Consider the following 14,204-nt stretch of genomic DNA (forward strand, 5'->3'; position numbering starts at 1 on the left):
TTCGCGTTAATTCAAGTATGCTTGAAATTTGAAGAAAGTAAATATCTGTTTTAAGCAGGAACGCGAAAAAACCGCTCCGTTTCCAACTTGGAAATGAAGCGGCAGCCTTGAACTAATTTACGCCGAGAACGGTAAAACCATAAGCAGGCAGTGTTACCGTGTAGCTGGATGACGTGATAGCAGCTGCTCCTCCCCCGTTTAAGAGGTCAATCGGAGTCTGTGAGGTGCCGATATCCGTGTTCGCCAGATTTACGGTGATCGTCTGCGAGGCGTTCTGATAGTTTAGGATGACCAGCGCCTTACTGGTGCCGGTCTTGTTCGTACGTTTGAACGCGTAATACTTGTTATTATCATTCGTATTCAGCTTCACCCTTGCACCATTCGGAGACAGCGCCTTATAGCTGTTCTGCGCCTTGATCAACTTGCTTAACATCGCCTGATCCGCGGCCGGCCAGGTCGGAATGATCGATGTCGTCGGATCAATCGTATGCTGCCCGTTATGCAGGTAGAAAAACGTGCCCATTGTCGTTAAAGTAGCGATTTCAAGCAGTCTCTTCGTTGAGGAAACGCCTGCAATCTCCCAGCTTGGCGGCGTTTGCGTAATGCCATTCACCGCATTGATCGCATCGCGGTTGTTTTTCAAGATACCGTCAATCGCATTCGGATTCTGGTTATTGATGGCCGGTATAATCGTACTGTAACCGGAACCGCCCCAATTGGTAATATCGTAATCCTGCAGCAGGTTATAGTGCCAATCGGTGATCATCTCTTGTCCGCCTGCGCCTTCGGCATTGCTGGAGATATCATAATTGCGCAAAACATCCGTAATGCTCGAATTGTTGATCGAAACATTGATGCCGTCATAGACAACGGGAGCGTCCAAAACAATGCCGTCAAAGCCTTTGTCCATCCAGAAACGGAGATACTTCTTCGCTTCATCCCGCCATTCCTGGTTGGCAAAGTTATAAGAAGGAATGTTGGAATCCCACTGCGGCGTTGCCGGATTATCGCCCCAATACGCCCAGTAGTAGGCATTAGCCCTTGCGCTCCACGTCCAGCGCTCATATGGACTCGGCGTAGGGCTGAAGTGGAACCAGTAACGTTCCTTGCTGTACACATTATTGCGGTAGTCGTCAGCCGCTTTCAGGAACATCGCCGCCGTATCGCGAGCATAGCCCGGATTCAGCATGACCACGATACGAATTCCTTTGGCATGCGCCTGACTAATTAGATTTTCCATTTCCGCCATCGTGCCCAGACTCGTGTCCACGCCGTAATTATCTGTCGCTCCAAGCCCTGCCCATACATCCGGTGCCCCCGGATAAGGAGCAACTAGCTCGATTGCCCCATACCCCTGCGACTTTAACGTATCCAGCTGACTGGTCAGGTAATTGAAGGTCTGATTATAGTATTTCGCGTAATAGCGCATAACGCCGGAGGTGCTTTCCCACCATTTCGTCGTGACCGGGGAGCCGTAGCCGAACACTTTCAATTCCCCGCTGCATGCCCAGTGTGCGGCCTGCGAGTATAGGACGGACAGTTTGATATAACGGTATGTCCCGCTTACATTGGTTACCGAGCTCGTACCGTTAATGCCGGTCCCCGTCTTATCCACGAGCATCGTCCAATTGGTCTTATCCGTCGAGCCCTCGATCTTAAACTTCCAAATATCAGCGTCGAAGAAATTCTGTTCCAGCCTAGTCACGATGCTGTTAACGCCTAAATCGACTATAATCCATTGCGGCATTGTCGCGTCGGAGGCAATCCAGTAGCTGTTTGGATTCCCGTCGACCGCAATCCATGGCTCATATCCCGGCGCCAAGGAGGATGAAGTAACGGAAGTGCCCACTGCCAGATTACGTTCGAGCGGCGTTCCGAATACTTTCAGTTCCCCGCTGCAAGCCCAGTGACTGTTCTGCGAGAAGGTTACGGTCAATCGGACATAACGATAATTCCCGCTTACGTCTTGTCCCAGGAACGTTCCGTTGATCCCTGCTCCCGTCTTATCCGCAAGCATCGTCCAGTTCACGTTATCCGTGGACGCTTCAATCTTAAATTTCCAACTATCCGGATCAAAGAAATTCTGCTCCACCCGCTTAAGTGAACCGATACCGCCGAGATCGACGGTCAGCGACTGAGGCATCGCGGCATCCGTCGCGAGCCAGTAGGTGTTGGGGTCACCATCGACTGCTTTGAAGGTATCCCAGCCCGGCTCCGTTGTGGAAGCCGAAGTCGATTTCCCCAGAGCGAGGTTGGCGAAGCCATACACCTTGAACTCCGTGCTGCCTGCCCAGAAGCCTGAAGCGGAGGAGTTGATTGTCAATCGGACATAACGATATTGTCCGTTCACAGCTTGTTTGAAAGCTTGTCCCGCCGCCGGCGTCGTTCGATCCAGCAGCATCGTCCAGCTAGTATTATCGAGAGAGCCTTCGATCTTAAAACCGAACGTGTCGAAATCTTTAAAATGCTGCTCCACAGCCGTCACGATGCTTGGGCTGCCTAGGTCTACCTTCAACCACTGCGGCAAACTTCCATTTCCGGCCGCCCAGTAGGTTGACGTATTTCCGTCACCTGCTTTGCCCGGCTCGTATTTGGCTAAGTTCGAGGAAGCGGTGTACGTCTTCCCATCTGATATCACGTACCCCTCATCGGAGCCAATAATCGTAAGCTCTTGGCTGGAGGCCGTGTAGCCGGAGGCTGAGCTTAGAACCGTCAGCTTCACGTACCTGAAGGTGCCGTTCACGCTGTCGCTGAAGGTCCGTCCGGAAGCGCTGGTCGACTTGTCCACCAACGTCGCCCAGTTGGCGTTATCTAACGATCCTTCAATCTTGTATTTCCATACGTCGTCATTCGTGAAAGTCTGGTCGATCTTGCTTAAGGTATACAGTCCTCCAAGATCAATCTGTAACCACTGCGGCATCGAGGTGCTGCTTGCATTCCAGTATGTAGCAAGGTTTCCGTCTACCGCTTTGCCTGCGGCAAAGGTGGAGCTTTGCGCTGAAGAAGCTGTTGCCGTGCCCGTTAACGCCAAGTTGCCATTCGCTGCATGGGCGATATTCATTTTCACCGGTGCAAACAGCGCAATCAGTGTCATCGTCATCGCCATAACGGTCATCATAGACTTCCATCTGGTTTTGCGATTCATCAACGATTCCCCTCTCATCATGAAAACGCTTTCTCACAACGCCATTATACTTCAACTCTCCGAATCGGAAGTATCGAAAATATATTGGATTGTAGTTGAATAATTATGGGGAGTTGAAGAAGTAGCTCTCTGGACGAGCTTCTTGCTCGAGATTCGCTGCTTTTGCTGGCATGTAGACCTCTTGGAGTGCTTCTTGCTCGATTTTCGCTGCTCTCGCTGATATGTAGACCTCTTGGTGTGCTTCTTGCTCGATTTCCTCTGCTTTCGCTCATATGTAGACTTCTTGGTGTGCTTCTTGTGTTGCTCCTAGAGCTACTCTTTACTCATTTCCACCACGTTCCCGCCAGTGTGTTGCCCCTTGGGCTACTCTTAACTCATTTCCGCCACTTTTCCGCTATTGTGTTGCTCCTAGAGCTACTCTTTGCTCATTTCAGCCAATTTCCCGCCAGTGTGTTGCTCCTAGAGCTACTCTTTACTCATTCAACCACTTTTCCGCCAGTGCGTTGCTCCTGGAGCTACTCTTTGCTCCGTTCCACCAGTTGTTCTATGCGTCATCTGTTACTCACATAAAAAAAAGAACCCAGCCCCAAGGCTGCGTTCCCTTTCCAAACCTATTCCTTATAGGGATCGATCGGTTGGATCGTACCATCTTCGTTGTAATGCAGCTCCGTGAATTTCACGCTGCGTTTATGATCGACTCCGCCGGATAGGGAGGCGTCATGGTAGAAGAGATACCATTTGTCTTGAAACTCTACAATGGAGTGATGCGTCGTCCAGCCGAGAACCGGCGTCAGGATCGTGCCTTTGAAGACGAACGGACCTTCCGGATTGTCGCTCACGGCGTATACGAGCTTATGCGTGGTTCCCGTGGAATAAGAGAGATAATAAGTGCCTTTATAGTTGTGCATCCATGGTCCTTCAAAATAGCGGCGATCCTCGTCACCTGCCTGAATCGGGTTCCCATCCTCATCGACAATCGAAATTTCCTTCGGCGCTTGTTTGAACGTCAGCATATCGTCGCTCAGCTCTGCCACTTGAGGGCCAAGTGCCGGAGCGTGTGCGTCCGGTCCGGCGGCTTCAGGCAAGTAGGTACCGGTCTGCCATTTCTCCAATTGCCCGCCCCAAAGTCCGCCGAAATACAAATAAGCTTTGCCATCCTCATTCACGTAGACCGCAGGATCGATGCTGAAGCTTCCGGGAATATAGTTTTCCTCTGCTTTGAACGGCCCGATAGGAGAAGCACTTGTTGCGACACCAATACGGAAAATACCATCCTTGTCTCTAGCCGGGAAAAATAAGTAATACAGATTATTGCGATAAGCGGCATCCGGTGCCCACATTTGCTTCGACGCCCAAGGCACGTCTTTCACGTGAAGCGCTTCTCCGTTATCCACACAAGGTGACTCCATAGTGTCCATCGACAGTACGTGGTAATCTTCCATCGCATACTGATCGCCGTTATCGTTAGTCGGACCGTCATGGTCGATGTCATGCGAAGGATAAATATAAAGCTTCCCTTCAAAGACATGCGCAGAAGGATCTGCCGTGTATATATGCGTAACAATTGGCTCATTAGGTGCGGCAACTCTTGCTTTTGTATTCATTTAAACGCTCCTTCTCTATTTCGTAATCGCTTTCATTCTATTATAGAAATGTTTTCACCTCTCTTCATTGGGTAAAGTATTGATTTTACTTATAAAACTTTAGAACTTGCAGGCTTCACGAATAAGCATACTGGAGCAAAATACTGATCCCAATGCCAAAAAGCGCACCTACAAACACTTCGATGGGGCGATGGCCAAGCATCTCTTTTAACATCGGATCGACCTTCTCATGCCGCTGCATGGAGAGCTTCTTGGCGATCCGATTCAGGATAGAAGCATGCTCCCCCGCATGTCTGCGAATGCCCGCCGCGTCATACATCGTAATAACCGCAACCATACAGGCGATCGCGAACATACTCGATGCGAACCCCTCCTTGATACCGACTGCAGTCGATAACGCGGTTACTGCCGCAGAATGGGAACTGGGCATTCCGCCTGTGCCGAAAGCGAGCTTGAGGTCCATGGTCCGATGCGTAATCAAATATATAGGAACCTTAATAAATTGTGCGATGATGATGGCCGTCAAACCCGCGACTAATGGGTAATTATGTATAACGCTCATGTATGCCGACTCCTTACTTCGATATGCACCCGAGTAACAGTATAGGCTTTCCTTATTATGTACTTCACATGCATGCAACGCAATGGGATTAATCTTAGGCTAAATGAGCAAAATACCGTTTTAAGGAACCCTTTCCATGAACGAAATCGATCAATTCTCTATAGACATGTGCAATAAAAAGGTGTACGCTGGATTTATTAATATCAGATCATAGTACCTGGTACTAAGGAGATGGAGAACATGCTGCAACATCCTTTACGATCACTGGCTTCTATAACTGCTTTCGGCGCTTATGTCCCTGAACGCGTGTTAACGAATCACGACCTGGAACAGATGGTTGAGACAACGGACGAGTGGATTTTCCAGCGTACCGGCATCAAAGAAAGACGGATTGCGGCAGACGATCAGTTCTGCAGCGACCTTTGTTTCGGCGCGGTTCGGGACCTGCAGCTCCGCTATGGAGTTGTGCTCGAAGATGTCGATTATATTCTGGTCGCAACGACTACGCCGGATACCTTTTTCCCCAGTATGGCCGCTCGCGTGCAAGCGGAGTTTGGTATTGCTTCTTGCGGAGCGGCAGATATACAAGCGGCTTGCGCTGGTTTTGTCTCGGCATTGCAGCTCGCCAATGGGCTGCTGCTCTCGGGCGCCTACCACAAAATTCTCGTTATCGGCGCGGAGACGCTTTCCAAAGCAACGGATTACTCCGACCGCTCTACCTGTATTCTGTTCGGCGACGGTGCGGGAGCGATGCTCATAGAACGAAGCGAAGACGGGGCTTTCCTCGCTTCGTATAACAATACCAAAGGCAACGACGGCCAGCACCTCTACCGCTCTTCGCTAGCTTCTGCCATTGATGGCGTACCGATTCAGACGAACGGTATGATCGTTCAGAACGGACGCGAGGTGTACCGCTGGGCGGTAACGACCGTGCCAAAAGGGATTCAAACGTTGATGGAGCAGAACAGCCTGACGCTGGAGGATATTAACTGGTTCGTACCTCACAGCGCCAATATGCGGATCGTTGAATCGGTCTGCGAGCGAACCGGCATTCCGCTGGAACATACGCTGACGAGCATGGCACAATACGGCAATACTTCGGCTGCGTCGATTCCCCTCGCTCTCGATCTTGCGATCAAAGACGATCGGATCAAAACCGGCGATCTGGTCTTGCTTTACGGCTTCGGCGGCGGCTTGACGGAGTCCGCATTGCTGCTTCGCTGGACGCTATAAGAGTAGGCTGACAGCCCTTTGCCATAATGTACATGGCGGGGCTGTTTTGTTTTATTTTGTCGAATGGGGGCAAAGGAAGTATACTAATAGAAATACGAGTATAAGTTTAAGAGAAAGTGTAGGTAGCCCGCTTATGAATGATCTGAAACAGGCTTATGAGCTGCTTGGCCTGCCGGAAGGCGCAGCGAAGGAAGATGTGGAGAAACGTTATTTTATTCTGATCCGCCGTGACCGTGTAACAAAGCAACGTGAAGCATCCGAGCATACCGATGAGCAAGGTATCAGTTTGGAAGAGATTAACCGGGCGTACAAGCTGATCCTGGAGATGGAAGATCAGAAGACGACGGAACAGTTTAATCAAGCGAATTACGGTAAATATAAGGCGATGGGGCCTTTCGTTCAGAAAACGGAGCATTTCATTAATTACTATAAGTTTCATGTTCTTGGTGTAATCGCTGTCATTCTTATTATTATATTCGGAACGCGCGCTTATATCGATCATCGCCATGAGATGGCTGAACTCGCGAAGCTTCCGCCTGTTGATGTGAGCGTTTCCTTCTTTGGCGAATATTTTAGCGAAGACGGCACTTATCCGATGTCCGACCTTAAGCCTCTCGAGAACCGATTCCTGTCGCAGTTCCCGGATTGGAAGCGCGTCACCGTGTTCTTCACTTACGTGCCTTCCCAAATGAACAGCCAGCAGGACTCCGCCATGATTCAGAAAAGCATGATCGATCTTATGATGAACAAGGCCGATGTCTACATCATGGATCGGGATAATTTCATCAAGCTCGCTCAAGACGGTTCGTTGCTCCCGCTTGACGGCGAGAATCAAAGCAAGCTGGGATCGGGCTACAAGCCGGAGCTGGCTTTGAAAACCGTGACGGAAGACGTGCCGGAACAACATGTGTACGGCGTCGATATCTCGGGCAGCCCGCTGATGGAAGGACTTCCGGTCATCGGCAAAGAGTACATTGCCGGCATCCGAATCAACGGCGAGAAACGCGACAACGCGTTCAAGTTTATCGCGAATTATTTGCAGCCCGCTGCTGCGAAGTAATGGGAAGGGCCGTACCTGGGGTCAACTTTGTTGACTTGGGTACGGCCCTTTTTGTTGTTGCTTGGCGCGTTGAAGGCGCGTAGACGCGGAGGAGAGTGTTGTAAGCGGCATAGCCGCTTACAACTTCGCGAAACCGACCAACTGACACACCATTAGCGGTATAGTCGCTTGTAGCGCCAACGCCGACAACAATTGAAGTTAGTTTCCGTGCTGAGAATCGGTTTTCGCGACTCTCAGCATTATTTCGGTGGATTTCTGCAGCTGAGAGTCGGATTTTGCTACTCTCAGCTCCTGCAGACTCCGCTATCAGGTTAGTTTCCGTGCTGAGAGTCGGTTTTCGCGACTCTCAGCATTATTTCGGTGGATTTCTGCAGCTGAGAGTCGGATTTTGCGACTCTCAGCTCCCGCAGACACCGCTATCAGGTTAGTATCCGTGCTGAGAGTCGGTTTTCGCGACTCTCAACACCATTTCGGCGGATTTCTGCAACTGAGAGTCGGATTTAGCGACTCTCAGCTCCCGCAGACACCGCTATCAGGTTAGTTTGCGTGCTGAGATCGGTTTTCGCGACTCTCAGCATCATTTCCACGGATTTCTGCAGCTGAGAGTCGGATTTAGCGACTCTCAGCTCCCGCCCGCAGCACCAGATGCTTCAAGCCCGTGTAGCGATCACGCAGCTTGTGCGCTTCCTGCATCGCTTCGGCGATGAGAGAATCGGACAGGCCGATCTCGTCCGGATCGGCGGGTCCGCCGGCTGCGCGAAGCCAGTCCCGCAGCTGGTCGGCATGCGGGAGCGCGCCATAGATGGCGGGGTACTCCGCGGTCAGCTGCTCGCGGTACAGCTCGGCGAGCAGCACCGACGCTACGCCGACTTTGGCCCCGTGCAGCAGCTGTCTGCGGCCCTCGCGTATGTACGCCATCTCAAAATGATGCGACAAATGATGCTCGCCCCCGGAAGCCGGGCGGGAATGACCTACAAGCAGCATCGACCAGCCGGACAGCAGCAGCGCCTCCATCAGCACGCCAACGCCTTTGAGCGAACCCGTCGCGATCTCCTTCACGTTCTCGATGCACTTCATGAGCGCTTGCTCGGTGAGCTCATAAGCCAGCGGGCAGAACGGCTCGCCCGCCAACTCATGCGAGAATCGCCAATCGGCAAGCGAAGTAAACTTGCCGAGCATATCGGCGAAGCCCGCTGCCGTAAGACGCTGCGGCGCAGCGGCAAGGACGTCCAAATCCGCGAAGACGGCGCATGGCGCAACTGCCGGAACCGTTATTTTCACGCCATCGACAATGATCGGCGAGCCAACGGAGGTAAACCCATCCACCGACGCCGCCGTTGGAACCGACACGAAATCGCGCCCCGTCTGATAACACACGAACCGCACGATATCATGGATCGTGCCTGAGCCAACAGCTAGAATCGCCTGCACATGAGCCGGTGTTTCCAGCATCAATTGCACTATGGTCCGCTCATCCGCAATCAAATCCCCTTGGACATTCAACTTCAGCACGCAAACCCGATAGGCCGCCCCTGCTTCCTTAAGATGCGCAGCAAGCGTTTGTCCCGCTGCTTCCCACGTATTCGCATCGACGACAAGTACAACCTCGCCATATCCTCGCTCCCGCACAAAAGGAGCCACTTGCCGCAAAGCGCCCGAATCCAGCACACTTTCCATCACGATCGGGGCAAACACAACCCCTTCCGATTTCACTTTAGCTGCCGCGTTTACTTCATCTAAGGCCAATTGGATATTCATACTCACCGTTCCTCTCGCATTCTTTCCTGCATCTGCTTTGAAACTTCGTCCTTTTCAGTATACATCGTTGCGCACGAAACGCGCCAAAAGGTTCTCGCTGTGCAACAACTACCCACACGCGCCTCTACTCTTCCACATATAGTATTCATAAGTGTTTGCTAGATGGGGAGGTTCGCAAGTAATGAAGCTGCTGTTCACGTATTTTATTCCAAGCGGCGGAATCGAAACGCTGAATCGGCTGCGCTATCATGCGCTTCGCGCGGTTGGCATCGAAGCGCACGCACTCTATTTGTGGGATGGCGCAGGTAAGCAGAATATGATAGGTATCCCTCATTATATAACCAACAGTAATGAGGAAATTCAAGCGATTCTGGCTGCACAACAGTTTGATGCCATTATTGTAACCTGCGACCATCTGATGCTGGAGCGCCTTTACGGACTTGGTTACCGAGGTACCATGATCTACGAAGCGCAAGGACTTGGCACGAAGGAGCAGGCGCTGGCTACGTTCGCTTTTGCCTCGGGGTACATTCGCACTTATGCCAGAGCGGCCATCAGCCCGCCGACTTCGCATCTAATGGGGCTTTTTCAAACCTACCTTGGCGACCTTCCCCGATTCTATGTGCAAAATATGATCGACACGAACAGCTTCATCCACCATCATGTGCCTCTATTGAATCCTACCGGTGCGCCGATTCTCGGCTGGATCGGGCGTCTGGAGCACAACAAGAACTGGCCGCTTTACCTGTCCATCTGCGGCGAATTGGTCAAGCAACGACCGAATGTGCAGCTATGGATGTTTGAGGATGCTACGATTTCGGAGCCCGGCGAGCGGGAAAAATTTTATGCCAAGCTGTATGAACTCAATCTGCAGAACAATATTACGATACGCTCCAACATGCCGCACAGCCACATGCCCCATTACTTATCCGCAATCGGAGATTCCGGCGGCATGCTGCTTTCCACCTCCACTACCGAGGGCTTCGGTTATGCTGTCGCAGAAGCGATGAGCTGCCGCTGTCCCGTGCTTTCCACCGATTCCGACGGCGTGCGCTGCTTCATTACGCATAATCAGACAGGAAAGTTTTTCAAAAGCCATACCGTAGAAGAGGCTGTTCACGAAGCAAAGGATCTGATGGACAACAGGCCGCTCAGGGAGCTCATCATCGGGAACGCTCAGGGCCATATCCAAACTGCCTTCTCCCCAAACCGATATGTGGCTGATTTGATCAACATCTTTATTGCGCTCCGGTTAATGCTGCATGCCTGATCCGCAAAAATGGTTTTCTACCTAAGAACACCTGCTGTGTCTGCATTCGCCCTGTCCCCATATAGTAAGGATAGATATGAAACTGTCGAGGTGAAAGAAAGAACATGCTGCCAAAAGTGTCGATCATCATCCCCTTCTATAACGATCCTTATGTTGATCAAGCCATCGTCAGTGCGCTCTATCAAACCTATCCGAATCTCGAAATCATCGTCGTTGATGACGGCTCGACCCGGCATCAGAACATGATAGCCCCCTATCGCAGCCGCATTCATTATCTTGGCAAAAGAAACGGTGGAACAGGCAGTGCGCTGAACTACGGCATTACGATGGCCACCGGTAAATACGTCGCGTGGCTCAGTTCCGACGATCGATTCACACCCGATAAAGTAGAGCGGCAAGTGGCCTACATGGAACAAACGCAGGCGCGCATCTGCCATACGGATTACCATGTCATTAATGAACACGGCACGATAACGGAATATACGGCAGCAGCCAAATATGCATCAGCCAAAGCGTTTATTAACGGCATTCGGCATGGTTGTCCGGTCAACGGATGTACGATTATGATGACCAAGGAGCTGTTCATCGGGTTAGGAGGCTTTAACGAGGGTCTGCCATATACCCATGACTACGACATGTGGATCCGCGTACTGCTTTCTCGCGTTGATTTCCATTATCTGAATGAGCCGCTTACGCTGTACCGCCGCCATTCCCAGATGGGAACCGTCCGAAACTTCAATACGGTCATGCACGAAGCCAACGGTGTCAATGCCAAATACGCCCATTTGCTCGATCAATTGCTCGCCACGCTGCCCGGCTAACCGACTTCGCGCAAAAAGAGAATGCCTGCTGATCCTGTTGTCGGCGCCTGGGCATTCTCTTTTTTCTGACGTTCTCCTACTTACCAAGCGCGATTCGTCCAACCATTCTGTCTTTCCTCACGGAAGCGCTGCACCCACTGCTCGGCAATGTCATCTGCAATCGGATCGAAATGTGGCGGTGCTACAACAACACCTTCCGTTGCAATGCCGAGATAGGTCAGAATATCCAACACTGTTCCCTCGTAATTGCGGATAAAATCCTCGTAGACGATGGTCATCGGCGTAATTCCGCCTTCGACGAAGAACTCTTCCATCGCAGCTTCGCGCAGAACCGATTCCGCTACCAAATGATTAATTGCATCGAAGTTATACTCGTTGGAAATGTCGACATCGCTAGGTTTCTGCCCCTGCCCGCGGTGCCATTCATCCGAAACGATCGCACGCCACCAGGATACGGCAAGGCGCACTTTGTTTCGCCTTGTCATGTAGATATATTTGCAATTTGGAAAAGCGCTCTCCCACACTGCCGGCCGCGGTACATCGTCCGCCAGATCATAGGCTTTCCTGAAACACGTCATCCACTTGTCGAATTGAGGGAAGCAAATGGAATCTTTGATACCGAAGATACCGTTTGGGGTGGTCCCTTCCTTCAGCTTCTGCTCGATCTCTTGCAGGCCTGTCGTATCGGGATCGTTAACATGCATCCATTCTCTGGGGACTCCCGCTACTCCTGTCGATTCCAGCGCTTTTGCAAGCAGAGTACTTCCGGTTCGTTGGGAGAAAAAGATCGTATACGATTGAGTTGGTTTCATAATGGTTTCCTGCTTTCATCATGGATTATTTGTAGGTATGGAGTAAAATGCACGCAAAAAAGCCGCAGATGAACGAATGTCCATCTACGGCTTCAGGCAGCACGAGTACGCAGCAGGGGCTGCGCGTCCGATAAGGCCAAGCGTTTATGATGAATGTTCATGACAGGGTGCATGGCAGCTGGGCCGGCAACACAAACAGACCGCTGACGAGCAGCTGTACGTTCGCGTGTGGGAGCTATCATGCCTATTCAGATATCGATTAACCGATAACTGCTGTCAAGAACTGGGTCATCTTTGCACGCTCCATCCTCTTACAAATTTATCTCAGTGTAATCTCTGTATCACGTGGTCGTCAAGAAAATTTTTACTTATCAAGAAACTAAACCCAATGAAGAAGATTCTGTCTGCCGGAACTGCTATGATAGAGCGGACGGACTATCTTACATTAGGCAGGTTTCCTATGAATTCAACTCAGCTTGATCTTGTTCCTTATATTCGCTCTGCGTCGAATGCCATTCGCAAGCCTTTCCTCCTCGGCGAGCGCACCTTGCTGGACTACGCGATTCTTTATGTGCAAGAAGGAACGATGCGCGTTACTCTTACACGTGAGAAGAAGGTGTATACGATAACAAGCGGGCAGTTCTGCATGCTGCAGCCCGGTGATCTTCATATTCTCGAAGGGACGACGGATACCATTTCCCCCTATGTCCACATGGACCTGTTCTATAATCCGCATCGCGAGCGCAGCTTCGTGACGTTGCCCGGTCAAATTCAGTTGGCTGGACAAGAGGAGCTGATGCAGCCGCGAATTTCCGAATTGGAAGGCTTTCAGCAGGTGCCACCCCTCTTCGCTCCCAAAAATAAAACGGCGTTTGTCGAAACGATGCTTGCGCTCATCGAAGCTTGGGATGACGGAGCTTGCGGCCTGCATAATCGGATGAAGGCGCATGGCGCTGCCTTACAATTGATTTTTCAGCTGCTTGAGCCTTATGTCGAGGAGGAGCGGGCGCCGAACAAGAGCCATTCGCTGCTCGGCTGGGTGACATCCTATTTTGCGCTGCATATTTCTGAGCCGCTGCGTGTAGCCGACATGGCTAAAAGGGCGAACCTATCCGTGCCGCGCTTCAACGTCGTATTCCGCGAGACATTCGGCGTTTCGCCCTATCACTATTTTCTAACGCTCCGGCTCAAGCACGCGAAGGAGCTGCTTCGCACCAGCATGCTGACTATGCACGAAATCGCCGATTATTGCGGCTTTACGGACAATCACCATTTTGCCAATACGTTCAAGCGCACGACGGGAGTAACTCCCGGCCAATACCGGGCCGGGATGAACGAGAGCGAGTAGGGTAGGCGGCTAGAGTGTCGACGGCTGAGGTGAGGCGCATTGAGATGCGCCAAGAAACGGCAAAAGAGAGGTACTTCGTACCTCTCTTTTGCCGTTTTGACCGTTATGCCGCACATGTAGTTCCCTGGGTACTCTTCTTTGGCGGATTCCACCGGATTCCCGCTCATGTAGATCCCTGGGTACTCCTCTTTGGCGAATTCCACCGGATTCCCGCTCATGTAGATCCCTGGGGACTCTTCTTTGGCGAATTCCTCCGGATCCCGCACATGTAGATCCCTGGGTACTCTTCTTTCGCGGAATCCACCCGATTCCTGCACATGTAGATTCCTGGGGACTCTTCTTTGGCGGATTCCACCGGAATTCCGCTCATGAAGATCCCTAGGTACTCTTCTTTCGCGGAATCCACCCGATTCCTGCACATGTAGATCCCTGGGAGCCACTCTTGCGCTGAATTCAACTGTTTTCCACCAATGTGTTACACCCTGAGCCACTCTTGCGCTGAATTCAACTGTTTTCCACCAATGTGTTGCCCGAGAGCTACTCTCGCGCTGAAGTCATCAGTTTCCAACTAATTTGTTACTCCCAGAGCTA

At 51.4% G+C, this 14,204-nt stretch carries 10 protein-coding genes; 5 read left to right on the forward strand and 5 right to left on the reverse strand.

Features of this window, described 5'->3' with window-relative positions; translation table 11 throughout:
- Positions 1 to 112: 112 nt before the first annotated feature.
- The 3 genes from I8J30_RS04520 to I8J30_RS04530 form a co-directional block, all read right to left on the reverse strand.
- On the reverse strand, positions 113 to 3,145 hold the full coding sequence (locus tag I8J30_RS04520; protein WP_210655754.1) for a discoidin domain-containing protein: 3,033 nt from the start codon (positions 3,143 to 3,145) through the stop codon (positions 113 to 115).
- A gap of 611 nt (positions 3,146 to 3,756) precedes the next feature.
- The gene (locus I8J30_RS04525) at positions 3,757 to 4,749 is read right to left on the reverse strand and encodes a glycoside hydrolase family 43 protein (protein ID WP_210655756.1); all 993 of its coding nucleotides are present in this window, start codon (positions 4,747 to 4,749) and stop codon (positions 3,757 to 3,759) included.
- Between the two features lie 115 nt (positions 4,750 to 4,864).
- Positions 4,865 to 5,311, reverse strand: coding sequence for a divergent PAP2 family protein (locus I8J30_RS04530; protein WP_210655758.1), 447 nt, complete (start codon positions 5,309 to 5,311; stop codon positions 4,865 to 4,867).
- Between the two features lie 240 nt (positions 5,312 to 5,551).
- Between I8J30_RS04530 and I8J30_RS04535 the strand changes: the two genes are divergently transcribed.
- Both I8J30_RS04535 and I8J30_RS04540 read left to right on the forward strand, forming a co-directional pair.
- Positions 5,552 to 6,544: a ketoacyl-ACP synthase III gene (locus tag I8J30_RS04535; RefSeq protein ID WP_210655760.1), complete on the forward strand. Its 993-nt coding sequence runs from the start codon at positions 5,552 to 5,554 to the stop codon at positions 6,542 to 6,544.
- A gap of 133 nt (positions 6,545 to 6,677) precedes the next feature.
- A complete protein-coding gene (locus I8J30_RS04540) occupies positions 6,678 to 7,604 on the forward strand; it encodes a J domain-containing protein (RefSeq protein WP_210655761.1) in 927 nt (308 codons plus the stop codon).
- A 612-nt stretch (positions 7,605 to 8,216) separates the two neighbouring features.
- On the opposite strand, the gene I8J30_RS04545 is transcribed toward I8J30_RS04540, so the two are convergent.
- Positions 8,217 to 9,362 carry a sn-glycerol-1-phosphate dehydrogenase gene (locus I8J30_RS04545; protein ID WP_210655763.1) on the reverse strand — a complete coding sequence of 382 codons (1,146 nt, stop codon included), beginning with the start codon at positions 9,360 to 9,362 and terminating at the stop codon, positions 8,217 to 8,219.
- Positions 9,363 to 9,543: 181 nt separating this feature from the next.
- Between I8J30_RS04545 and I8J30_RS04550 the strand changes: the two genes are divergently transcribed.
- Both I8J30_RS04550 and I8J30_RS04555 read left to right on the forward strand, forming a co-directional pair.
- Positions 9,544 to 10,632 (forward strand): glycosyltransferase family 4 protein, encoded by a 1,089-nt coding sequence (locus I8J30_RS04550; RefSeq protein ID WP_210655764.1) that lies wholly within the window; start codon positions 9,544 to 9,546, stop codon positions 10,630 to 10,632.
- A gap of 104 nt (positions 10,633 to 10,736) precedes the next feature.
- Entirely contained in the window at positions 10,737 to 11,453 is a 717-nt protein-coding gene (locus I8J30_RS04555) for a glycosyltransferase (protein WP_210655766.1), read from the forward strand.
- An 80-nt stretch (positions 11,454 to 11,533) separates the two neighbouring features.
- Here the strand turns inward: I8J30_RS04555 and I8J30_RS04560 are convergent, their stop codons facing one another.
- Positions 11,534 to 12,265 (reverse strand): Stf0 family sulfotransferase, encoded by a 732-nt coding sequence (locus tag I8J30_RS04560; protein WP_240547773.1) that lies wholly within the window; start codon positions 12,263 to 12,265, stop codon positions 11,534 to 11,536.
- Between the two features lie 460 nt (positions 12,266 to 12,725).
- Here I8J30_RS04560 and I8J30_RS04565 point away from each other — a divergent pair, with 460 nt between their 5' ends.
- A complete protein-coding gene (locus I8J30_RS04565) occupies positions 12,726 to 13,613 on the forward strand; it encodes a helix-turn-helix domain-containing protein (RefSeq protein ID WP_210655768.1) in 888 nt (295 codons plus the stop codon).
- Positions 13,614 to 14,204 lie beyond the last annotated feature (591 nt).

The sequence above is a fragment of the Paenibacillus lignilyticus genome (genome assembly GCF_017942085.1).
Lineage (GTDB): Bacteria > Bacillota > Bacilli > Paenibacillales > Paenibacillaceae > Paenibacillus_Z > Paenibacillus_Z lignilyticus.

Excerpts from the sequence above, each read along its gene's own strand:
- I8J30_RS04545 (WP_210655763.1), bottom strand. The coding sequence starts at position 9,362 with ATGAATATCCAATTGGCCTTAGATGAAGTAAACGCGGCAGCTAAAGTG.
- I8J30_RS04525 (WP_210655756.1), bottom strand. The coding sequence starts at position 4,749 with ATGAATACAAAAGCAAGAGTTGCCGCACCTAATGAGCCAATTGTTACG.
- I8J30_RS04565 (WP_210655768.1), top strand. The coding sequence starts at position 12,726 with ATGAATTCAACTCAGCTTGATCTTGTTCCTTATATTCGCTCTGCGTCG.
- I8J30_RS04560 (WP_240547773.1), bottom strand. The coding sequence starts at position 12,265 with ATGAAACCAACTCAATCGTATACGATCTTTTTCTCCCAACGAACCGGA.
- I8J30_RS04535 (WP_210655760.1), top strand. The coding sequence starts at position 5,552 with ATGCTGCAACATCCTTTACGATCACTGGCTTCTATAACTGCTTTCGGC.
- I8J30_RS04530 (WP_210655758.1), bottom strand. The coding sequence starts at position 5,311 with ATGAGCGTTATACATAATTACCCATTAGTCGCGGGTTTGACGGCCATC.
- I8J30_RS04555 (WP_210655766.1), top strand. The coding sequence starts at position 10,737 with ATGCTGCCAAAAGTGTCGATCATCATCCCCTTCTATAACGATCCTTAT.
- I8J30_RS04550 (WP_210655764.1), top strand. The coding sequence starts at position 9,544 with ATGAAGCTGCTGTTCACGTATTTTATTCCAAGCGGCGGAATCGAAACG.
- I8J30_RS04520 (WP_210655754.1), bottom strand. The coding sequence starts at position 3,145 with ATGAATCGCAAAACCAGATGGAAGTCTATGATGACCGTTATGGCGATG.
- I8J30_RS04540 (WP_210655761.1), top strand. The coding sequence starts at position 6,678 with ATGAATGATCTGAAACAGGCTTATGAGCTGCTTGGCCTGCCGGAAGGC.